We start from the raw sequence: 22,479 nt of genomic DNA, 5'->3' as shown, positions 1-22,479 counted from the left end.
GCACATGGATTTTTCGCTGTTGCTGGTGGTGGCCGTCGCCGTCACCGGTCTGATCTGGCTCTTCGATGTCCTCTGGTGGAAGCGTAGCCGAACGGAACGGCTGGCAACCGCAGAGGCTGAAGGTTCCCTGGATGAGAAAACGCGCAAGCGGCTTGCCAAGGATCCCTGGCTCATCGATTATGCGCGCTCCTTCTTTCCGGTTCTGTTCGTCGTTTTGCTACTCCGGAGTTTCCTGGTGGAACCTTTTCAGATTCCTTCCGGCTCCATGAAACCGACGTTGGAAGTGGGGGATTTCATCCTTGTCAACAAGTTTGCTTACGGGCTGCGTTTGCCGGTGATCAATACCAAGGTGATTGACATTGATGAGCCAGAACGAGGTGACATCATGGTCTTCCGCTTCCCCCAGGAACCATCGGTGAACTTCATCAAACGAGTCGTCGGACTGCCGGGAGATCGCATTCGGTATGAAGACAAGACGCTCTACGTCAACGGAGAGGAAGTCAAGCACGAGCTCGTTGACGCGAATCCCTCGGGATCACCGGACGAGCAATTGCTGGAAGAGCACTTAGATGGTCGTCAACACCTTATCTATAATGACCCTGACGATCCCGGTCCTCAACTCCGTGAACTGGAAGTGCCGGAAGGCCATTATTTCACCATGGGTGATAACCGCGATCATTCCAACGATAGTCGCTACTGGGGATTCGTCCCCGAGGAAAACATTGTTGGCAAGGCGTTCGCCGTCTGGATGCATTGGGACGGGGGCTTGCCGAGTTTCACCGACATCCGGCGTCTGCATTGAACTGTCGACCTTGATAAGGCGTCGTATCGACCCGTCATCCCTGAATAAATAGAGCAAACGTTTCGTGAGTAATCCCCTGGAAGCATTTAGTCGGCGCATTGGTCATGCCTTTAGCGATGTCGCTTTACTGGAATTGGCCATGACCCATCGTAGTTACGGTGGTCGAAACAATGAACGTCTCGAATTTCTGGGCGATTCGATTGTGAATTTCGTGATCGCTGAAGCATTGTATCGTCGCTTTCCGGATGCCCGTGAAGGGCAGTTGTCACGGTTGCGTGCACGTCTGGTCAAGGGCAAGACGCTGGCTGAACTGGCACGCGAGTTCGAGGTCGGGGGCTGCCTGCGTCTTGGCTCGGGGGAGATGAAAAGCGGGGGGCATCGCCGGGATTCCATCCTTGCTGATGCCATGGAAGCCGTCATCGGCGCGATTTATCTCGATGCGGGAATGGATGCCGTCAAGGCCAGGGTGTTGTCCTGGTATGGGACCCGCCTCGAATCCATTGATCTGCAGGATACTCAGAAGGATCCCAAGACACGTTTGCAGGAGTTCCTTCAATCACGGCAAGTGGCACTGCCACGTTATGAGGTGGTGTCGGTCGAAGGCGAAGCGCATGCTCAAACCTTCACCATCGAGTGTCATGTCGACGTGCTGGAGGAATACACGCTGGGTATCGGGTCCAGTCGCCGGCACGCCGAGCAGAAGGCAGCTGAAAAGGCACTGCAACAACTTGATCCGCGAGGGGACGCTTAATGGCACAGACTTGTGGGTTCGTAGCGATCGTGGGGCGTCCCAATGTGGGCAAGTCCACCCTGATGAATCGCATTCTGGGGCAGAAAATATCCATTACCTCGCGTCGCCCGCAGACGACTCGGCATCAGGTCATGGGCATCAAGACCTTGCAGGAGTCGCAGGCGATCTATGTCGATACGCCGGGTATCCACATCATGGGGAAGGACCGCAACAGGGCGATCAATCGGGTCATGAATCACTCGGCCACTCAGGCCTTGCGGGATATCGACTGTGTCGTCTTCCTCATCGACAGGACACGCTGGACCGACGAGGACCAGATCGTTCTCGATAAGCTTGTCCACGTCAAGGTCCCTGTCATTCTGGCGATCAACAAGGTTGATCGTGTTCAGGACAAGGCGACGTTACTGCCGTGGCTGGAGCAGCTCGCCGCCAAGCGTGAGTTCGCCGCGATGGTCCCGCTGTCAGCCAAGCACGGTACCAACGTGGCCGAACTGGAAGAGGAAGTGGCCAAACGACTGCCGGAAAGCATCCACTATTTCCCCGAGGAACAGATCACCGATCGGAGTGAACGCTTTCTGGCGGCCGAGCTGGTGCGCGAGAAAATTACCCGTCAGCTCGGTGATGAGTTGCCTTATCAGATGACCGTCGAGATCGAGACGTTTCGTGATGAAGGTCGCATTATTCATATCGACGCTCTGGTATTGGTCGAGCGCCAAGGGCAGAAAAAGATACTGATCGGTGAGAACGGTGAGCGTATCAAACAGATCGGGCGAGACGCTCGACTGGAAATGGAACGAGCGCTTGGTGCCAAGGTCATGCTGAATCTATGGGTCAAGATCAAGCGGGGTTGGTCAGATGACAGCCGCGCCCTGAAGAGCCTTGGCTATGATCTGGATTGAGCGCCATGCAACCTCAGCCGGCGTTTCTGCTGCATAAGCAGCCTTACCGCGAGACCAGTGCTCTCGTTGAACTCCTGACTCTGGATCATGGCCGTGTTCGTGCGGTTGCCCAGGGAGTGCGCCGACCTGGAAGCCGTGGCCGAACCCGCCTGCAACCTTATACTCCCCTGCATGTGACCTGGATCGGTGATAGTGACCTCAAGCGTTTGCGGATGATGGAGAGCCGTGGCGGGGGCGCAATGCTGGCCGGGGAGGGGCTACTGTGCGGTTTCTACGCCAATGAGTTGTTGTCACGGCTGTTACCCTTGGAATTGCCTGTGCGGGACGTGTTTGCCTTTTATGGCGCGATGCTGGATGGTCTACCGCACCCCGATGGACGGGAACCGGCGCTTCGGCGTCTGGAATTGGCCCTGCTGGAAGCGCTGGATGCCGATCCACGGTTCATCGATACCGAGGGGCGTCCTCTCGATGCTCAGACCCACTATCGCTATTGTCCGGGAAGTCGCAGTTTCGAGCCGACCCTGGACGAGACGGTCGGTCTTGATGGCCGCACCTTGCGTTTGCTGGCCAGTGGAGATTGGGCGGCCCCTGGGTTGGCGTTATCGGCCAAGCGTTTGACCCGTACGGCACTGTCGTCTCTGCTGGGTAGCAAGCCATTGCGCTCGCGGGAATTGATGCTGGAGCTAGCCAAACGTCGTCAGAAGCGTGCGACTGACTGAACCAAGCCACTTTTTCGTAGATGGAGATCGCGATGCATCCTCCGAGAATCCTTCTGGGCGTCAATATCGACCATGTCGCTACCCTGCGTCAGGCCCGCGGAACACGCTATCCCGATCCTGTTCAGGCGGCACTGCTTGCCGAGGAAGCGGGTGCCGATGGCATTACGATTCATCTGCGCGAGGATCGACGGCACATCCAGGATCGTGATGTCCGGTTATTGGCCGAAACGCTCAATACCCGCATGAATCTGGAAATGGCGGTCGTCGAAGACATGATGGCGTTGGCAGAGCGTCTGCAGCCGGCCCATGTTTGCCTGGTACCCGAGAAACGTGAGGAGTTGACGACGGAGGGGGGGCTCGATGTTGCCGGCCATCAAGACGTCATCGCGGACGCTTGTCGGCGCTTGGGGGCGGCGGGATGTACCGTCTCGTTGTTCATCGATCCGGATGAGCAACAGGTCAGAGCCGCCCATGGGGCCGGCGCACCGGTCGTCGAGCTGCATACCGGGGCCTACGCCGAGGGAGGCGCGTCCTCCGATATCGAATATCGGCGTCTGGTTGAAGCGGCCGAATTGGCCTTTGACCTGGGTTTGACCGTCAACGCGGGGCATGGCTTGAACTATCATAATGTCGAACCGATTGCCGCCCTGCCGGGAATTCATGAGCTTAACATCGGCCATGCAATCATCGCCCGCGCGCTGTTCGTGGGCATGAAGGATGCCGTCGCCGAGATGAAGCGTCTGGCCATCGCCGGTCAGGAGGCCGGTCTGGTGGCCTCGATGGAGTCACACGTTCACGACCACGAGCATGACTGACACTGATGATCATTGGCATCGGTAACGACATCGTTCACGTGTCGCGTTGTGAAGCGTTGCTGGCGAGGCATGGCGACCGCGCTCTGACACGATTATTGGGAGAGCAGGAACGGGGCTGTATCAGGGCGCACCGGCAACCCGGTGCGTATCTTGCCAAGCGGTTCGCGGCCAAGGAGGCCTTCGTCAAGGCGCTCGGACTGGGATTGCGACATGGCATGCGATGGTCGGAAATCCAGGTTGCCAATGATGCGTTGGGGCGCCCCTCGTTGATCCTGGCAGGGAGAGCGAAGGCGCATGCCGACAGTGCCGGGGTGCGATGGATTCACCTGTCATTATCTGATGAAAAGGATCTGGCTTCAGCCGTCGTGGTACTCGAGTCCTGAGAGGGAGGGGCGCTTTGTGCATGACGAGAGTCCACCTCCCAGCAGCGCAGCTCATCCATGGCCTGTCGCAGGGCTGCGAGCAGATCATCGATATCGGTGGCGCTATTGACCCGTAGCCGTGTTTCCAGCGTTTCGGCGAGCAATGCCAGACGGGGCACGCCGCAATAGCGACAAGCACCATTCAATCGGTGGATAATATCGAGTAACCGTTCCTTGTCATCGGCCTGCCATGCGTTCTCCAGAGCGGGTTCACTGTCGTCGATCTCTTCGATGAGCTGTTCGAACAGACGGTCGGCCAGTCTCTTGTCGCCGCCGGCCAGGCGCATGCCAAGCTCATGGTCGACGATGGCTAGATCATTGCGTGTTGCTGTCACCGTCGAGTCAGGCGCTGGCAATGGCAGGTCACGTTCAGGGGACTCCAGGCCGAGGTGAGCATTGACCATCTGGACCAGATCATTGATCTGAACCGGTTTGATCAGCACATCATGCATTCCCGCATTCAATAGACGTCGCCGCTCGTCTTCCAGAGCATGGGCCGTCACGGCGATGAAAGGACAGTGGCGCCAGCGCCCCGGGAGGTGACGAAGCCCCCGCATGGTTTCGACACCATCCATGCCCTCCATACGAATATCCATGAGAACCAGGTCGGCCTCTTGCTGCCGGGCCAGTTCGAGAGCCTCTTCACCACTGCTGGCGAGACAGGTCTCGACGCCCATCCCTTTGAGCGTTTCATGAATGAGCAAACGATTGGAAGCACTGTCATCGACGACCATGACACGTGCTTGATGCAGATCATGGAAATGTCGTCGCTCGTCGTGTTGCTGAGGCTGCGAGCCACCGTGGGTCAACAGGCGCTTGATGCTGTCGGCCAGTGCACGACGTGACACGGGTTTGGTCAGTAAGTCGCCTTCGGTGGGGAGGTGATACTCATGTGTGTCGACAGGGCTGGCATTGAGCAATACCAGGCTGGGGCAAGTCAGCGTTTGCAGCGAATCGAGCCACCCTCGGGATTGCACCGATTCATCGAGCGTCCCATTGTCCAGGCTAATGATGCAAAGCGCTGGATTCGCATCAGGTGCGAGTGTCTCCAGCGAGGCGACTCTGGCTCCCCAGCTCTGCAATAAATGGGAAAAAGCCCGTTGTGTGGCTATATGTGGCTCTTGCAATACGATCAGTTCGCCATTCAGCGTCAGTTCCGGCTCACGCTCCTCAAGAGTCTGTGCCAATAGCGGTAAGGTGAAGCTGAACGTCGAGCCTTCACCCGGCTTGCTGTCGACATCGATATTCCCCCCCATCTGCTCGAGCAACTGCTTGCATATCTTCAAGCCCAGGCCGGTGCCACCGTATTGCCGGGTGTCGCTGATACTGGCCTGGCTGAATGCCTTGAACAGACGCTGGTGATAATCCGATGAGAGGCCAATACCGGTATCCGTGACGGTCACCCTCAGTTTGACCTGCCACTGGCTGGTATCGGCAGTGTGGTCTTTGGCCGTTGCTTCACTCGATGCCTGGCACTGCTGAATATCATCGAGCATGACTCGAACGGTGATATCACCTTCCTGGGTAAACTTGATGGCATTGTGCACCAGGTTGGTCAGTACCTGTTTGATACGAAGCGGGTCGCCTTGTAGTTGCGCCGGTACATCGTCGTATACGAGGCCCAGTAGATGCAGTCCCTTTTCATGAGCTTGGGGGGCCTGCAGGCCGAGCACATCGTCAACCAGTTCGACCATGTCGAGTGCGACTGTCTCCAGCTCCAGCTTGCCGGCTTCCAGTTTGGAGAAATCGAGAATGTCGTTGATCAGGGACAGCAGACTGTCCGACGCATTCTGGACATGCCCCAACCAATCCCGCTGACGCGCTTCCAGCTGTGAGCGTTCCAGCAACTGACAAAAGCCGATGATGCCATTGAGCGGCGTCCGTATCTCGTGACTGATATTGGCAAGAAATTCTGACTTGATCTGGTTGGCATCCAGGGCGCGCCGATGCGCCATGTCGAGTTCGATATTCTGAATCTCGATGGTTTCCATCGATTCCTGAAGTTCCTGGGTGGTCTGCTCGATATGACGCTGTGTCTCCTCCTTGGCCTCCTCCTGACGGCGAGCCAGGGCATTGATGTCTTCCGATAGTCCGGCCAGCTCGCTGGGCCCCGTGGGCTTGAGCGGCGTGAATTCGTCATCGGTATAGAGTCGGGACAGGGCCTGGCGGAATGAGTCGACCAGCCGGGCGGTTCGTTGGCTGAACAGGTAGGCGAAGAGGATGACCGGTATGCCGATGGCCAACAATGCCAGTCCAATCAGGCTGAGGAAGCGGTAAGTCCCTAGCGCCAGGGAAGTGGTGTCGGCCTCCAGCTCAAGCCATACCGTTCGGTCATCGATACGGGTCGGGAGAGGCATGTCGAGATACCACTGGGGGCCGTCGGTGATCAGTCGCGTCTCCTCGGGAGAGGAAGGGGCGTGTCGCGTCGGCTGCTGGCCTAGTTCGGCCAGGAGGGTCTCGTCGCCGAGTCGCAGCGTGACGGAACGGACATCATCGATATTCAGCAACGGTTGCAACTGGGCGCGCAAGTCACGTTGCAAGCTCTCGTCATTGGCCGAGGCCGCTTCATGCCGCTTCAGGGTGTCGGTCAGCAAAGGGACCAGCATCTCGGCATGCGTGGTCAGCGATTCGCCCAGTGTCGTACGGCGTTGCTGGATGTCGTTGAATACGGCGAGAGTGGCTACCAGAATGGCCGAACAAAGCGGTATACCCAATAGTAGCGCGATCAAACGGGTCTTCAACGACATGCTTCGTCATCCGGTATCTGCAATGGAGAGCGTAGTTTGCCATACGGAGAGGCAGCGCCATCGCTGTTGTCCGATTCCTCACAGCGATATAATCCCGGTAGACGATAGCACAAGGATTTCCATATGGCTTTTCCCACGCTCGAAGATGTGGTCGGCAACACGCCGTTGGTTCGACTCAAACGCATTGCTGCAGGTCGCAACAACACGCTGCTGGCCAAACTGGAAGGCAATAACCCGGCGGGGTCGGTCAAGGATCGTCCCGCATTGTCGATGCTTTCCGAAGCCGAAGCGCGGGGGGATATTCATGCCGGTGACACCTTGATCGAGGCCACGTCCGGCAACACAGGCATTGCTCTGGCCATGGCGGCAGCCATCAAGGGGTACCGGATGGTCCTGATCATGCCCGAAAGTGCGTCCAGCGAACGCAAGCAGGCCATGGCTGCCTATGGTGCCGAGTTGGTCACGGTGACCAAAGAAGCCGGTATGGAGGGGGCGCGTGATCTGGCTCAGGAAATGATTCTCAAGGGAGAAGGCAAGCCGCTCAATCAGTTCGCCAATCCGGACAATCCATGGTCGCATTATCGCACCACCGGCCCCGAGTTGTGGCAGCAGACCGAGGGACGCATTACCCATTTCGTGAGTTCCATGGGGACGACCGGCACGATCATGGGAGTATCGCAGTATCTCAAGGAGCAACGTGATTCGGTGCAGATTGTCGGGTTGCAGCCGGAAGATGGTGCCACCATTGCCGGCATCCGGCGGTGGCCGAAAGAATATCTTCCCTCCATCTTCGATGCGTCCCGGGTCGATCGGATCCTTGATATCGGTCAGTATGAGGCTGAAGAACACATGCGTCGCCTGGCACGTGAAGAAGGCATTCTGGCCGGTGTCTCATCGGGAGGCGCGTTGGCAGGCGCTCTGCGCATCGCTGAAGAAAACGAGAATGCCGTGATTGTCTTTATCGTGTGCGATCGGGGCGATCGTTACTTGTCGACAGGGCTCTACGCCCCGGAACAGTGAAATGGCCATGTTGGGCAAACGTCGTCCTCCGCGGACGTCGGAGAAACGGTCCTCTCCCTCGTCGGTAGTGACCGGGCAAGCACAGGGCATCGAGATACTGCGATTGGCTCATGATGGTCGCGGTGTGGCTCGTTCCGACAACGGCAAGACGCTGTTCGTCGAGCGGGCCTTGCCAGGTGAACGCGTGTCGGTGGCGGTACACCGCTCACGTCGCCGTTTCGATGAAGCGCATCTGCGTGATGTTCATCTCGCCTCCCCCGAACGTGTCACCCCGGCCTGTGACCATTTCGCTCGTTGTGGTGGCTGTGACCTTCAACACATGGCTCCCAGTGCGCAGCGGAACCATAAACAGGCCGTGCTCGTCGAGCAACTGGAACGCCAGCACCTGACATTACCTCGGCCACCCAGCATGCTGGCCGATGCATCGCTTGGCTACCGGCGTCGGGCCAGACTGGGCGTCAAGGTCGATGCGCAGGGCCAGGTCCATGTCGGCTTTCGTGAAGCGGGGAGTCACCATCTGGTCGATATCGTCGATTGTCCCATTCTGGTGCCGGCCCTGTCCTCATTGCTGCCCTCCCTGTCGGCATGTCTCGCGTCATTGGACGCCCCGCATCTGGTGGGACATGTCGAGTTGCTTGATAGTGATGACGGTGCCTGTGTTGTCGTCCGTCAGCTACGTCCGCATCCCGGTGATGAACGCCGCTGGCAATCATTGGCTGCCTCTAGAGGCTTTCATCTGGCCTGGCGCTCCGGTCGCGACACGCCAACACTTATCTGGAATGGGGATGTATCCCCCGAGCTGTATTATCGCCTGGACAGTGGGCAGACAGACGTGAAGGTAGGCTTTGAGCCAGGGGATTTCCTGCAGGTGCACGCCGGGGTCAATCAGCAATTGATCGATACCATCCTCGAATGGGTGATGCCGGACCTTGCCGAAGGACATGTCCTGGATCTGTTTGCCGGTATCGGTAACGTCAGCCTGGCACTGGCCGTTCACGCCGCTGAAGTGACCGCGGTGGAAGGACAGCAGGCGATGGTGGATCGACTGATGAAGAATGCACGCGCCAATGGCCTGGATAACATTGACGCCCGTCAGGCGGATTTGATGGATGACTCGGTAGTGTCAGCGTTATTGACCGCGTCATCCCGTGATCTGGTCATTCTCGATCCGCCACGGGAGGGGGCGGAAGCGGTTTGCCGGCATTTGGCCCAGAAGGGGCCGGCGCGAGTGCTCTACGTATCCTGCGACCCTGCCACCCTGGCCCGGGATGCGGCACACCTTGTGCATGGGGGATACCGTATTGTCGCCAGTGCCGTCGCCGACATGTTTGCCCAGACATCGCATCTGGAGTCGGTATTGTTGTTTGAGTCGGTTCAGGCACGGCCATAAGGAAGGAGGGAACGAGCGCAATGGTGAAAGTGCGCGAAGACCAGCCCTTGACCGAATCCGGGGCAGTGGACATCGAACAATGGCTGACCCGTCTGCAAGAGGATGTCTGCCTGCGAGATGCCACGACGATGCGCCAGGCCTGCGAGCTGGCTGATCGGCTCGCGCGTGAGGCTGAACGTCCTCATAAGGCATGGTTGGCTGAAGGCTCCAGCTTTCGCATGGGCCTGGAAATGGCCGATATCCTGGGTGAGCTGAAGCTCGATCAGGAAACGCTCGAGGCTGCGGTGTTGTACCGTGCGGTCCGGGAAGGGCTGATCGGTATCGATAGCATCACCAAACAGTTTGGCAAGGAGGTCGCCAACCTGATCGATGGTGTGCTGCACATGGCAGCGATCAGCCCGCAGCAGGCGCCTCGCCAAGGCCTGTCCCAGCACAATCAGCAGGAAAATCTGCGCAAGATGCTGGTGACCATGATCGACGATGTCCGCGTGGCGTTGATCAAGATTGCCGAGCGAACGTGCGCGCTGCGTCAGGTCAGGGATGCGACGCGCGACAAACGGATGCGTGTGGCACGTGAGGTTTTCGACATTTATGCACCGCTGGCGCACCGGCTGGGCATTGGTCATCTGAAGTGGGAACTGGAGGATCTATCGTTCCGCTATCTGCATGAGACCGAATACAAGTCGATCGCGACTCAGTTAGCCGAAAAGCGCCTGGATCGTGATCGTTATATCCACGATGTCGTCGAAACAATCAAGGGGTTGTTACGTACCCAAGGGATCGAGGGCTGCGATGTCACGGGGCGTGCCAAGCACATCTACTCGATCTGGCGGAAGATGAAACGCAAGCGTATCGATTTCTCCCAGGTCTATGATGTTCGCGCCGTGCGAATTCTGGTGCCCGAGGTTGCGGATTGCTATACCGCCTTGGGTATCGTCCATTCGCACTGGCACCACGTGCCCCACGAATTCGATGACTACATCGCCAATCCCAAGAAGAACGGTTACCAGTCGTTGCATACCGCCGTTCTGGGCCCGGAAAACAAGGTGCTGGAAATCCAGATCCGGACCTTTGCCATGCATGAAGAAGCGGAGCTCGGGGTCTGCGCTCACTGGCGCTACAAGGGGCACGATACCGATACCAAGAGCCGCAGCTACGAGGAAAAGATCGCCTGGTTGCGTCAGGTGCTCGAGTGGCAGGAGGAAGTGGGCGATTTCGGCAATCTCAGCGAAGAGCTCACCAGCGATGTGGCACCGGATCGCATTTATGTCTTCACGCCGGAAGGTCACGTCATCGATCTGCCCAAGGTGGCGACACCCATCGACTTTGCCTACAGGGTGCATACCGAGATCGGTCATCGCTGCCGTGGAGCCAAGGTGGATGGCCGCATCGTTCCTCTGACGTACCGGCTCGAGACGGGGCAACAGGTCGAGATCCTTACGGCGACCCAGGGAGGGCCGAGCCGCGATTGGTTGAATCCGTCGCTGGGTTTCGTCCAGACGTCACGCGCCCGAGCCAAGATCCAGTCCTGGTTCAAGCAACAGGCGCGCGAACAGAATCTGGAGGAAGGCAAGACGCTGTTCGAGAAGGAAATGAAGCGTCTCGACATCGAGGATATGGACCTCGATGCCTTGGCGCAAAAGGTCAATTACAGCACTCCCGATGACATGTATGCGGCACTGGGAGCCGGCGATTTGCGTATCGGACAGGTGTTGCACCAGGCGCAGCAGTTGTTCGGTGAGTCCGATGACGAGGAACAGCTCGATCGCCTGCTTGCCAAGCCGAAGCGCGCACCAACCAGAGAGCCCAGTGACGATATTACCGTTCTGGGAGTGGGAAATCTCAAGACCAACATGGCCAACTGCTGCCATCCGGTGCCGGGTGAACCCATCGTCGGCTTCATTACTCAGGGACGGGGCGTGACCATTCATCGTCAGGACTGCCCCAACCTGCTCCAGCTGCGTGTTGACGAACCGAAACGCGTGATCGAGGTCGAGTGGGGCGAACGGGCGCATACCCAATACCCCGTCGATATCCAGGTCGAAGCCTGGGATCGGTCCGGATTGTTGCGAGATGTCACCAACGTGCTGAGTCATGACAAGGTCAATGTACTGTCGGTCAATACCATGACCGATCAGGACGACGGCATCGCTCGCATGAGTATTACTGTCGAGGTCGACGGGCTGGAGACATTGGGGCGATTATTCTCTCGTATCCAACAACTGCCCAATGTCATCGACGTCAAACGGCTGCGTAGCGGCGGAAGGAAAAAGCCGCGCAAGGCCAATAACAACAAGGGCAAGGGGCAGGCGTCATGACGGGAGAACGCTATCAACTCGAGGATCTGCTGACCCTGATGGCAGTGCTGCGTGATGAGCAGCAGGGCTGTCCCTGGGATGTGAAACAGAACTGGGACAGCATCGTTCCGCATACGCTGGAGGAGGCCTACGAAGTCGCCGATGCCATTGAACGACGCGCGTATGATGAACTGCCGGGAGAGCTCGGCGATCTGTTGTTTCAGGTGGTCTATTACAGTCAGTTCGCCAGCGAGGAAGGGCGATTCGACTTCCATGACGTCGTGCATTGCCTGACGGCAAAGATGGTACGGCGCCACCCACACGTCTTCCCGGACGGCACGTTGACATCGCGCCGCACGGATATCCCCGCGATGGAGGTGGAAACCACCCAGGTCAAGAGTCGCTGGGAGTCTCTCAAGGCCGATGAACGGGCCGGACGGGAAGCGACTTCCGTGCTGGATGACGTGCCGCGGATCTTGCCGGCGTTGTCGCGGGCGGCGAAATTGTCCAAACGGGCCGCCCGGGTGGGATTCGATTGGCCTGATTCCCGGGGCGTCCTGGCCAAGATCCGCGAAGAGTTGACCGAAGTCGAGGCGGCACTTGCCGAGGGCCAGCATGAAGAAGCCTGTGAGGAAGTGGGTGATCTTCTGTTCGCGGTCGTCAATCTGTCGCGTACCTTGAAAGCCGATCCTGAGCGCTATCTACGAGCGACCAATGCCAAGTTCGAGCAACGTTTCCGTTATGTCGAATCGGCTCTGCGGACGGACGGCCATCTGCCTGATGATGTCGACCTGGCAACGATGGAACACTACTGGCAGGAAGCCAAGCGCCAGTCTGGGGAGCCGCCCATTTCCCGGTCGTCGGATAATGTCAGTCAAGAGGAGGAGGCGAAGTGAGTCACGACCTTCATGAATCGTTGCGCGACAATGTCCGTATCCTGGGCGATAGTCTGGGGCGCACCATTGCCGATGATCAGGGAGACGCGTTCGTCGACAAGATCGAAACCATCCGATCCTATGCCAAACAGGGACGCCAGGGCGATCCCCAGGGGCGACGGGAACTGATCGAATACTTGCGGCGGTTGGACGATCGGGATTTATTACCGGTGACACGGGCTTTCAACCAGTTTCTCAATCTCGCCAATATCGCCGAACAGCATTATCGGGCTCGCTTCCGCCGGGTCGAGGACTACAAGCCCGGGTCTCAGCCGGTACTCGGCGAACTGTTTGAGCGTGCCAAATCCAAGGGGTACTCGTCACGCAAGCTGGTCGAGACACTGGCCGGCATGCGTGTCGATCTGGTACTGACAGCACATCCGACTGAAGTCATACGACGAACCCTGATCCAGAAGTACGACGCTATCGACGAATGCCTGACAGCGATCGAGAGTACTGATGAACACTCCGAGAAAGCCAGCCGCGCATCCGGGCGTCTGGAGGAACTGATCAGTCAGGCATGGCATACCGATGAAATTCGTCACGAGCGCCCCACGCCGGTGGATGAAGCCAAGTGGGGATTTGCCGTGATCGAAAACTCCCTATGGGAGGCGGTTCCCGACTTCCATCGCGATCTCGACAACCTGTTGCTCGAAACAACCGGTGAACGTCTGCCGCTGGATGCCGCTCCCCTGCGTTTTGCCTCCTGGATGGGCGGTGACCGCGATGGTAATCCCAACGTGACCGCTGCCGTGACCAGCGAGGTTCTGTTGCTGGGGCGTTGGATGGCTGCGGATCTGTACCTTCGTGACCTCGAGCAGCTCAAGGCGGAGTTGTCGATGTGGCGTGCCAACAGTGCCCTGCGTGCCGAAGTCGGGGACGAGGCGGAGCCTTATCGGGCACTGCTCAAGCGGGTGGCCGCCCGTGTGGAGGCAACTCGTGACTGGGCCAAGGCGTGTCTCGACGGCCGTCCCTATGAGGGGGGCCCGATTATCGAGCACCGTGACCAACTTTATGCACCACTGCTGACTTGTTACCGCTCCCTGTGCGATGTGGGGCTCGATACCATCGCCAATGGCGTCCTGCTGGATACCTTGCGTCGCGTTGCCGTGTTCGGGGTGACGCTCACGCGTCTCGATATCCGTCAGGATGCCGCACGGCACAGCCAGGTATTCGAAGAACTCACGGACTTCCTCGATATGGGCCGCTACCGTGACTGGAGCGAGTCGCAGCGTCAGGAATTCCTGTTAGCCGAGTTGGTGTCGGCGCGCCCCTTGATTCCGCGACGCTGGGAGTGTTCCACAGAAACACGGGAAGTGCTCGACACCTTTCGCGTCATTGCCCGCGAACAGAGTGAAGCGCTTGGCACCTATGTCATTTCGATGGCGGCGCAACCGTCGGATGTGCTTGCCGTGGCATTGCTGATGAAGGAAGTCGGCGGTGATGTGCGTCTGCCGATTGCCCCGCTGTTCGAGACACTTGATGATCTCAACCGTGCCGGGGACGTCATCGACCGATTGCTCTCACTGCCCGGTTATCGGCGACTGTCCGGCGATAGCCAGGAAGTGATGATCGGCTATTCCGACTCCGCCAAGGATGCCGGCCAGCTTGCAGCTGCCTGGGCACAATACCGTGCTCAGGAAACCCTGGTCGAAGTCTGCCGGTCGCATGATGTCGATCTGACGCTGTTTCATGGTCGTGGAGGGACGGTCGGCCGGGGAGGTGGTCCGGCCCATGCGGCGATCCTTTCTCAGCCGCCCGGGTCGGTGAACGGAAGTCTACGAGTGACCGAGCAGGGCGAGATGATCCGCTTCAAGTTCGGCCAACCCGACATCGCCTTGCGCTCCATGGAGATCTATGCGTGTGCCGTACTGGAAGCGACGCTGTTGCCACCGCCTGCCCCCAAGCCGGAATGGCGTGAGGAGATGGATCACCTAGCTGACGTGGCTTACCGTGGCTATGTCGGGGTGGTACGTGAAAACCCGGATTTCGTGCCTTATTTCCGCTCGGTGACGCCGGAGAGCGCCTTGGGGCGTTTACCGTTGGGATCGCGACCGACCAAGCGCCGTCAGGATGGGGGGGTCGAAACACTCAGGGCGATCCCCTGGATTTTCGCCTGGACGCAGACGCGACTGATGTTGCCGGCCTGGTTGGGCAGTGGTGAAGCATTCAGCAAGCGTCTGGAAGAGGAAGGTGGCCTCGAACGTTTGCAGGAAATGCGTGCCGAATGGCCATTTTTCGGTACCTATCTCGATATGCTCGAGATGCTTTCTGCGAAAGCGGATGTCGAGATTGCCGCGTATTACGAGCGTCGTCTGGTCGATGAGCCACCGCTGCTCGAGCTCGGACAGGAATTGCGCAATCGTTTCGACCGGCTTCAATCGGTGATGCTGGACATTCTCGATCAGCAGGAGCTACTGGAAAATACTCCGTTGATTCGCCAGGCGATCGAGGTTCGCAATCCCTATATCGATCCTCTACACGGATTGCAGGCGGAACTGTTGCAGCGCAACCGGGATGCCGATGGCGCCATCAGTCCCGAACTGTCACGGGCACTGATGGTGACCATGGCCGGTATCGCTGCCGGGTTGCGCAACACAGGCTGAGCAACCTGTCACAGTTCGTGGCCGAGTATGACCTGGCAGATTTCAGCAAATGTCTGGGCTTCCGGCGGCTGGCTGAGCTCGATATCGAGAGCGCGGCCGATATCGGCGGCCGAGACCAGGCCCCGCAAGTATTGCTCGTTGGTCGAATCGCGCTCGATGATCAACAGATGCTGGTCGCCATGGGTCTGTAGCGTCTCGATCAGGTCGCCGATGGTCATGGCATCGAGCTGGGGAAGAGACAGGCCGTGCAGCTTGTCACTCGGAGTCTGTATCATGCTGATCGTCACCTCGTCGCGGGGGATATCGAAGCGATGCATGGCCTGTGTGACTCGTCGTCCTCCTATTAGATCCCGGGACGTGACGACACCACAGCAGTCGCCGGCACTGTCGACCACCAGCAGCAGGCGCACACCGCCTGACTTCATGATCTCCTGGGCATAACGCGTCGGGGTGTTGGCCGGGATGGTGAGAGCGGGGGATATGGTGAAATCGGTCAGGATGTCACGGGCGGGACTGTCGGTCGTCAGGTGGAGGGTCGTGGTGGGGCGACGAATGGGCAGTGCGCCATGAAGCGTTTCCAGTGTCGGTAGTGGACGTGTCATGACATTCATGAGCCATCTCCTTTAGCAGTTGTTTAGCCATGGGGCGTGTCGTGTCTCGACGGTATGCCCAGTGCGACCAGCTTTTCATGACTCTCTTAACAGAGGCTTAAGTGTTGACAGACAATGGTCAGTGGTGAGGGAAAGAGAGAGGGAACATGCGGGTATTATTGGTCGAGGATGACCCATTGCTTGGTGACGGCATCAAGGCGGCTCTGGTCCGGGAAGGCTATGCCGTCGACTGGATGACCCTGGGCAAGGACGCCATGACGGCACTGCAGACCGAAGAGTTTTCCCTGATGGTGCTCGATCTGGGATTGCCCGATATCGATGGATTAGATGTGCTGGCCGAATCACGACGTCAAAGCGTTATGCCCGTGCTGATCCTGACGGCAAGGGATTCCGTGGATGCTCGTATCCATGGCCTCGATTCGGGGGCCGATGATTATGTCCTGAAACCCTTCGATCTGCAGGAACTGCTGGCGCGCCTGCGTGTGATCACCCGCCGCGCCGAAGGTCGGGCTTCGCAACAGTTGAACTTAGGGGCACTGGCGATCGACGAGGCCCGCCATCAGGTGACCTGGCACGGCCAGCCGGTGACGTTGGGTCGACGTGAATTCGCGCTGCTGCTGGAATTGGCCCGTCACCACGACAAAGTGCTGTCCCGCCCACGTCTGGAGAGCCTGTTGTATGGCTGGGGCGAAGAGCTTGAATCCAATGCGCTGGAGGTTCATGTCCACCATCTGCGGAAAAAGCTCGATAAATCGTTGATCGTGACCGTGCGAGGTATCGGTTACCGGTTGGATAGTCAGGCGACATGACCTCGATTCGGCGCTACCTTTCCCGCTCCCTGGCACTGACATTCGTGATCGTGACGCTGACCACCGTCACCGCCGCCTACCTGATTACCGATCATGAGCTGGAGGAGATGCTCGATGCCGAGCTGGGCTTGAGCGGGCGTATCGTTTCGAGCCTGCTGAAACCCGGTATGACGTCGGATGATCTCCAGCGCATCGCCGAGCGACTGCATCAACCGGATCAGCCCGCCAGGTTCTATCGCGATGGAGAGGAACAGGCGATATCTCGAGAACGCGCGAGACGTTATCATCCCGAAGAGCGCAAACTGGCAATCGGGATCTGGGAGAGGGAGGGCGAGCTGCGACTGATCGGTGGCGGTTGGCACGACGCCGCTCCACCGTTTCCAGAACGTCAAGGTTATGAGTGGCTGGAACATGAAGGACACCGATGGCGGGTATTGAGCGTGTTCGATGACGACAGCGACTATTGGCTCCGGATCGGAGTTCGCAAGGATTTCCATCAGGCGCTGGTAGAACAGGTGACATTGAACCATCTGGTACCGATGGTCCTGCTGCTGCCATTGTTGCTATGGGTGATGATGCGCATCATCCGGCGGGGATTGCGTCCGATAACGACGCTATCCGCTCAAGTGGAGGCACGCCATGAGCGCGACATGAGCCCCATCGATACCCCGGTTCCCCAGGAGTTGTCAGCGCTTCGCGAATCGGTGAACGGTTTCATTGTTCGCCTCGGTGATGCACTGGAACGGGAGCGACGCTTCACTGCCGACGCCGCTCATGAGCTTCGCACGCCGCTGGCCGCATTGAAGATCCAGCTGGATAACGCCATGGCCGGCGAGCATGAGGCGTTGTACAAGGCGTATGGGGGTATCGAGCGTTTGCAGCGTGTGGTCGAGCAGCTGCTGATCCTGGCGCAACTCGACCGGCAGTCGGAAATGACGGACACCCATGTCGACCTCTATGCGTTAGTCATGGAATTGGCGGCAGAACTCTGGCCCCTGGCGGAGGTCAACGATCAGACCCTGCAGGTAAGCGACGCTGCTCGGCTTCATGTGACGGGCGATGCGACGGAGCTGGGCATCCTGATACGCAACCTGCTCGACAATGCCCTGCGATACACACCTGAAGGCGGTCGTGTCGATGTGACACTCGGCAGCACCGATGACAGGCAGTGGATGACGATTCGTGACACGGGTCCGGGGGTACCGGAGGAGTTGCTCGGCGTCATTACCGACCGGTTTCGTCGCGCTTCCGATCAACGCATCAGCGGCAGCGGGCTCGGCCTGGCCATCGTTGTCGAACTGGCACGGCGGCAACGCGTATATCTGACCTTGACCAACCGATCGCAAGGCGGCCTCGAGGCGCGCCTGGACTGGGGAGATTCCGGGGATCAGTGAATATCCTGGGCACCACCGTGCGGCTCGTCATGCAAACATAACCGGTGATCGCTCAACACCTCGATGACTCGACACTCATTGACCGATCCCCCCTGGCATTGCGTCAGCATGCGCTTCAGCTCATCACGCAATGCCGACAACCTCGCCAGACGGGCTTCGACTTCACGAAGGTGGTGACGTGCCAGCGCATCGGCTTCCTCACAGGGCAGGTCGGGGTGATCGGCCATCTCCAGCAACTCTCTGACGGATTCCACGGCAAACCCGAAATCCCGCGCATGGCGGATGAAGGTCAGACGTTTGACGGCATCCTCGCCATAACGACGCTGATTCCCTTCATTGCGCCGCGGCGGGGGCAGCAGACCGATCTGCTCGTAATATCGAATCGTCTGCACTTTGCACTGGGTACGTTCGGCCAGTGCGCCAATGCTCATTCCGGCCTCCATTGTCTGTGTCATTTCGATGCCTCCAACATTTGCCTTTCCGGCTTGAACCTCTAGTGACTATAGGAATTATCCTGCGCTTGACAGCGTATCGAAGGCAAGGGGGTCAGGAGGCTGATCATGGTGGAGTCGTCATACCAGGTTCCGGAAGCGGATGACCCGGAAACTGAGATGTCGCCAGAGAGCGTGCTACGGTTTCGTGTCGAAGGGATGGATTGCCCGGGCTGCGCGAGGAAAATCGAGACGGCCGTCTCGAAACTGTCGGGAGTCGGCGATGTGTCAGCCAATGTCACTGCAGGTTCTGTTGTCGTCACTCCCGACGAGAGCCTTCCGAGTGAGCGGGCGGTGAGCGAAGCGATTCATCGGCTCGGCTATGTCGTGGTATCAGAGCAGGATATCAGTAATCGTCGTGCAGGTGCCGGGACACCGCGCTGGTGGCAAACCGCCAAAGGACGACTGGTGCTTGCCAGTGGGGTTCTGCTGACCGTCGCCGTCGGACTTGAGCTTCTCTTTCCAGTACTGGGTCGTTGGCCGTTCGTGGCTGCAACGGTCGTGGGACTGGTGCCGATCGTCAGAGCGGCCTGGCAGTCGCTACGTGGCGGCGATGTCTTCACTATCGAAGCCTTGATGACGATTGCTGCCGTTGGGGCATTGGTGATTGATGCGGCGGCGGAAGCGGCTGTCGTGGTGTTTCTGTTTGCTGTCGGCGAGCTGCTGGAGGGCGTGGCCTCTTCCCGGGCCCGTCGCAGCATCGCCGCCTTGTCCGATCTGACGCCTGCGATGGCCCGATTGCTGGAGGACGGCGAGGTCCGCGACGTATCTGCCGACACGCTGGAGCCCGGTGACCGGGTCATGGTGCGTCCAGGGGATCGGTTGCCTTGCGACGGTCGAATTCTCGAGGGAGCATCGAGTCTGGATGAATCGCCGATCAGCGGTGAATCGGTCCCTTGCGAGAAGCAGATAGGTGATGATGTTTTTGCCGGCACCGTCAATCTGGGGGCCGTCCTTCAGGTCGAAGTCACTCGCCGCGCATCCGACAACACCATTGCCCGCATCATCCGGCTGGTGGAAGAGGCGCAGGAAGCCAAGGCGCCGGTGGCACGGTTCATCGACCGGTTTGCTCATTATTACATGCCCGCCGTGGTGGGTATTGCGGTGCTGGTCGCCGTCGTCCCACCGTTGGTGGCCGGTCTCGCCTGGTCGGAGTCGGTCTATCGGGCGCTGGCTCTGTTGCTGATTGCTTGCCCTTGTGCCCTCGTGATATCGACGCCTGCTGCCATCGCTGCGGGACTCTCGACAGGCGCGCGCCGAGGTTTGTTGATCAAGGGCGGTGCCGTGCTGGAAAAGCTTGGATCGTTGAAGGTCGTGGCGCTGGACAAGACGGGGACCCTGACCGTCGGCGCACCACGAGTCACCGATATCATCGGGGTGTCGGCCAGTGATGATGACGTACTGCGCCTCGCGGCCGCGCTGGAGCGTGACAGCAGTCACCCCATTGCCATGGCGATCGTCGAGCGAGCCCGGCAAGCCTCGATCGAGCTGCCCGGTGTCCATGATGCACATGCCTTATCCGGTCATGGCGTTGGGGGGAGCGTGGGCAGCAGTTACCTGCGATTGGTCAGTCCACGGACGGTGTCTGAGCTGGTTCAGAAGAATCGGACCCTCGGTCAACGTATCACCGCGCTGGAGACATCGGGAAAATCCGTGACGGTACTCCTCGACGGCGAGCGACCGCTTGGATTGATAGCCGTGCGCGACGAACCGCGAGAGGATGCCGGTGCGGGACTCGCGTCATTGTCACGAATGGGCCTGACGGGCGTCATGCTGACCGGGGATAACCCACGGACAGCATCGGCTATCGCCGAGTCTCTGGGCATCGAGGCGCATGCCGGACTGTTGCCGGAAGACAAGGCACGATTGATCGGCGAGTGGCAGGCATCCGGTCGGGGGCCGATCGGAAAGGTCGGCGATGGCATCAACGACGCGCCTGCACTGGCGGCCGCAGATGTCGGAATCGCAATGGGCGGGGGCACCGACGTGGCTCTCGAAACGGCCGATGCCGCCTTGCTCAGGAATCGGGTCGGCGGGATTGCCGAGTTGATCGGTCTGTCGCGTGCGACATTGCGTAACGTCAAGACCAATGTGGCACTGGCGCTGGGGTTCAAGGCGATATTCCTGATTACCACCATGTTCGGCATCACCGGCATGTGGATTGCCGTGCTGGCCGATACCGGCGCCACCGTTCTGGTGACGCTCAACGCCATGCGTTTGCTGAGATATCGTTTCGATCCTACAGCGTCATGAATGCAGAAGCTTCCCGGTCCTTGAAACGTTTGACCTCATAGGGCTCTTCCTGCGGACCAGGCATACCAGGGGTGCCTATTGGCATGCCTGCCAGACTAATGCCGTCGACATCCGGTGTCTCGTCGAACAGCTTTTCGATCGCAACAAAAGGCACATGCCCCTCGATGACGTAATCTCCCATCACCGTGGTGTGGCAGGCGCCTTCACCATAGGGAAGACCGGCATCTTTCTTGATCCGGTTCATGTCTTCCGTGTCGATTACCTCGACATCGATCCCCTTGGAGCGTAGATGGTCGGCATAGTCGTCGCAGCAGCCGCAACTGGGGGATTTATACAGCTTGGCGTCATCCGGTAATGCCTCCGCGGATACCCCTAAACTATTCAGGGCCAATACACTACCTGCCAGGATCGTGACGAAACGAGCATTCATCTGGAACCCCTCTCACGCTGAGAAAACACGTATTTGGCTAATGCGGTGATACCCAGTCCTGCCAACAGGAATAAGGCAATCTCCATTGCAGGCATTATCCAACCCATTTGACCCTCCATCATAGGACAGTCGTTGAACATCGGGCACCCCTGTTTTCATGGAAAACGAACACGACAATGTGTGGAATGTACTTCCTGGGGGCAACACATAGGTCAAGTGTCGGGGGGTACGGATCAAAAAAAATCCGCACCCATTAGCGGTGCGGATAGGCTGTAGCTTGCGAGGGCATTCCCTGACGTTCTCCCCAGTTATGACGGTTGTTTGACCGTGCGCAGATAGGGCTTGAGCGTCTTGTAACCCTCGGGGTATTTCTTCTGGGCTTCTTCATCGCTGACGGCAGGCGGGATGATGACATCCTGACCCGGCTGCCAGTTGACCGGTGTGGCGACAGTGTGCTGCGCCGTCAATTGGACTGAATCCAGCAGACGCAGGACTTCATTGAAGTCACGGCCGGAGGTCATCGGATAGACCAGCATGGCCTTGATCTTCTTGTCCGGCCCGATGACGAAGACCGAGCGTACGGTGGCGTTATCTGCCGGCGTGCGTCCCTCCGAGCTACCTTCCAGATCGGCCGGTAGCATGTCGTAGAGCTTGGCGACTTCCAGCTGGGTATCGCCGATCATCGGGTAGTTGGGAGCCGTGCCCTGAGTCTCCTCGATGTCTTTCGACCAGGCGGCATGGTTGTCGACAGGATCCACCGACAAACCGATGATCTTGGTGTTGCGCTTGTCGAACTCGGGCTTCAACTTGGCCATGTAGCCCAACTCAGTCGTGCAAACCGGCGTAAAGTCCTTGGGATGCGAGAAAAGAATGCACCAGCTTTCACCGATCCAATCGTGGAAGTTGAGTGTCCCTTCCGTGGTTTCCGCTGTGAAGTCCGGCGCGGTATCACCGATTCTCAGGCTCATCGTTAAACCCCCTATACGTGAGTGGGTGGCTCGAACGGCATGCCGAGTCTGGCATGTCGCGTTGTGTTCCCAACGAATTTCCTACAACCATTCACTATTGGGTCACTTCAGTGTATTAGC

The 22,479-nt window shown here is 58.7% G+C and carries 19 protein-coding genes; 14 read left to right on the top strand and 5 right to left on the bottom strand.

Features of this window, described 5'->3' with window-relative positions; translation table 11 throughout:
- Positions 1-4 precede the first annotated feature (4 nt).
- The 6 genes from lepB to acpS all read left to right on the top strand — a co-directional run bounded on the left by lepB (position 5) and on the right by acpS (position 4,369).
- Positions 5-802, top strand: a complete 798-nt coding sequence (gene lepB / locus BLW01_RS00410; protein WP_092567520.1) for a signal peptidase I — start codon at positions 5-7, stop codon at positions 800-802.
- Positions 803-866: 64 nt separating this feature from the next.
- Complete coding sequence (rnc, locus tag BLW01_RS00405; RefSeq protein WP_092567519.1) at positions 867-1,553, top strand: ribonuclease III; 687 nt, start codon at positions 867-869, stop codon at positions 1,551-1,553.
- Positions 1,553-2,452: a GTPase Era gene (gene era, locus BLW01_RS00400; protein ID WP_092567517.1), complete on the top strand. Its 900-nt coding sequence runs from the start codon at positions 1,553-1,555 to the stop codon at positions 2,450-2,452. Before rnc ends, era begins: the two co-directional genes overlap by 1 nt.
- Before the next feature lie 5 nt (positions 2,453-2,457).
- Entirely contained in the window at positions 2,458-3,171 is a 714-nt protein-coding gene (gene recO / locus BLW01_RS00395) for a DNA repair protein RecO (protein WP_092567515.1), read from the top strand.
- A 32-nt stretch (positions 3,172-3,203) separates the two neighbouring features.
- Positions 3,204-3,986, top strand: a complete 783-nt coding sequence (gene pdxJ / locus BLW01_RS00390) for a pyridoxine 5'-phosphate synthase (RefSeq protein WP_092567513.1) — start codon at positions 3,204-3,206, stop codon at positions 3,984-3,986.
- 5 nt (positions 3,987-3,991) lie between these two features.
- Positions 3,992-4,369: a holo-ACP synthase gene (gene acpS, locus BLW01_RS00385; RefSeq protein ID WP_092567512.1), complete on the top strand. Its 378-nt coding sequence runs from the start codon at positions 3,992-3,994 to the stop codon at positions 4,367-4,369.
- Here the strand turns inward: acpS and BLW01_RS00380 are convergent.
- Positions 4,309-7,155 carry an ATP-binding protein gene (locus BLW01_RS00380; RefSeq protein ID WP_092567510.1) on the bottom strand — a complete coding sequence of 949 codons (2,847 nt, stop codon included), beginning with the start codon at positions 7,153-7,155 and terminating at the stop codon, positions 4,309-4,311. The two genes, acpS and BLW01_RS00380, sit on opposite strands and share 61 nt — an antisense overlap.
- Before the next feature lie 123 nt (positions 7,156-7,278).
- Here BLW01_RS00380 and cysM point away from each other — a divergent pair, with 123 nt between their 5' ends.
- From cysM to ppc, 5 genes are read left to right on the top strand one after another with little or no spacing between them, the layout of a single operon-like run.
- Positions 7,279-8,175: a cysteine synthase CysM gene (gene cysM / locus BLW01_RS00375; protein ID WP_092567509.1), complete on the top strand. Its 897-nt coding sequence runs from the start codon at positions 7,279-7,281 to the stop codon at positions 8,173-8,175.
- Between the two features lie 7 nt (positions 8,176-8,182).
- Positions 8,183-9,565, top strand: coding sequence for an RsmD family RNA methyltransferase (locus BLW01_RS00370; RefSeq protein WP_308428085.1), 1,383 nt, complete (start codon positions 8,183-8,185; stop codon positions 9,563-9,565).
- A 20-nt stretch (positions 9,566-9,585) separates the two neighbouring features.
- A complete protein-coding gene (gene relA, locus BLW01_RS00365) occupies positions 9,586-11,883 on the top strand; it encodes a GTP diphosphokinase (protein WP_092567507.1) in 2,298 nt (765 codons plus the stop codon).
- Complete coding sequence (mazG, locus tag BLW01_RS00360; RefSeq protein ID WP_092567506.1) at positions 11,880-12,758, top strand: nucleoside triphosphate pyrophosphohydrolase; 879 nt, start codon at positions 11,880-11,882, stop codon at positions 12,756-12,758. The genes relA and mazG overlap by 4 nt, the downstream gene beginning before the upstream one ends.
- Positions 12,755-15,403: a phosphoenolpyruvate carboxylase gene (gene ppc, locus BLW01_RS00355; RefSeq protein ID WP_092567505.1), complete on the top strand. Its 2,649-nt coding sequence runs from the start codon at positions 12,755-12,757 to the stop codon at positions 15,401-15,403. Before mazG ends, ppc begins: the two co-directional genes overlap by 4 nt.
- Positions 15,404-15,411: 8 nt before the next feature.
- On the opposite strand, the gene BLW01_RS00350 is transcribed toward ppc, so the two are convergent.
- The gene (locus BLW01_RS00350; RefSeq protein ID WP_092567503.1) at positions 15,412-16,014 is read right to left on the bottom strand and encodes a CBS domain-containing protein; all 603 of its coding nucleotides are present in this window, start codon (positions 16,012-16,014) and stop codon (positions 15,412-15,414) included.
- Positions 16,015-16,160: 146 nt separating this feature from the next.
- On the opposite strand from BLW01_RS00350, the gene BLW01_RS00345 reads away from it, so the two are divergent.
- Together BLW01_RS00345 and BLW01_RS00340 are read left to right on the top strand one after the other, a co-directional pair.
- A complete protein-coding gene (locus BLW01_RS00345; protein WP_092567502.1) occupies positions 16,161-16,823 on the top strand; it encodes a response regulator in 663 nt (220 codons plus the stop codon).
- Positions 16,820-18,217, top strand: coding sequence for an ATP-binding protein (locus tag BLW01_RS00340; protein WP_092567501.1), 1,398 nt, complete (start codon positions 16,820-16,822; stop codon positions 18,215-18,217). Before BLW01_RS00345 ends, BLW01_RS00340 begins: the two co-directional genes overlap by 4 nt.
- Here the strand turns inward: BLW01_RS00340 and BLW01_RS00335 are convergent.
- Positions 18,211-18,672, bottom strand: coding sequence for a MerR family transcriptional regulator (locus tag BLW01_RS00335; protein ID WP_229806347.1), 462 nt, complete (start codon positions 18,670-18,672; stop codon positions 18,211-18,213). The genes BLW01_RS00340 and BLW01_RS00335 overlap by 7 nt on opposite strands.
- 105 nt (positions 18,673-18,777) lie before the next feature.
- On the opposite strand from BLW01_RS00335, the gene BLW01_RS00330 reads away from it, so the two are divergent.
- Positions 18,778-20,961: a heavy metal translocating P-type ATPase gene (locus BLW01_RS00330; protein ID WP_308428086.1), complete on the top strand. Its 2,184-nt coding sequence runs from the start codon at positions 18,778-18,780 to the stop codon at positions 20,959-20,961.
- On the opposite strand, the gene BLW01_RS00325 is transcribed toward BLW01_RS00330, so the two are convergent.
- Together BLW01_RS00325 and BLW01_RS00320 are read right to left on the bottom strand one after the other, a co-directional pair.
- Complete coding sequence (locus tag BLW01_RS00325) at positions 20,948-21,391, bottom strand: DUF411 domain-containing protein (protein WP_092567499.1); 444 nt, start codon at positions 21,389-21,391, stop codon at positions 20,948-20,950. The two genes, BLW01_RS00330 and BLW01_RS00325, sit on opposite strands and share 14 nt — an antisense overlap.
- Before the next feature lie 308 nt (positions 21,392-21,699).
- The gene (locus BLW01_RS00320) at positions 21,700-22,359 is read right to left on the bottom strand and encodes a peroxiredoxin (RefSeq protein ID WP_092567498.1); all 660 of its coding nucleotides are present in this window, start codon (positions 22,357-22,359) and stop codon (positions 21,700-21,702) included.
- Positions 22,360-22,479: the final 120 nt, after the last annotated feature.

It is taken from the genome of Aidingimonas halophila, assembly GCF_900106955.1.
Taxonomy (GTDB): Bacteria; Pseudomonadota; Gammaproteobacteria; order Pseudomonadales; family Halomonadaceae; genus Aidingimonas; species Aidingimonas halophila.
Note: the sequence above shows the minus strand (reverse complement) of the source record. Positions and strands in the feature narration are given on the sequence as shown.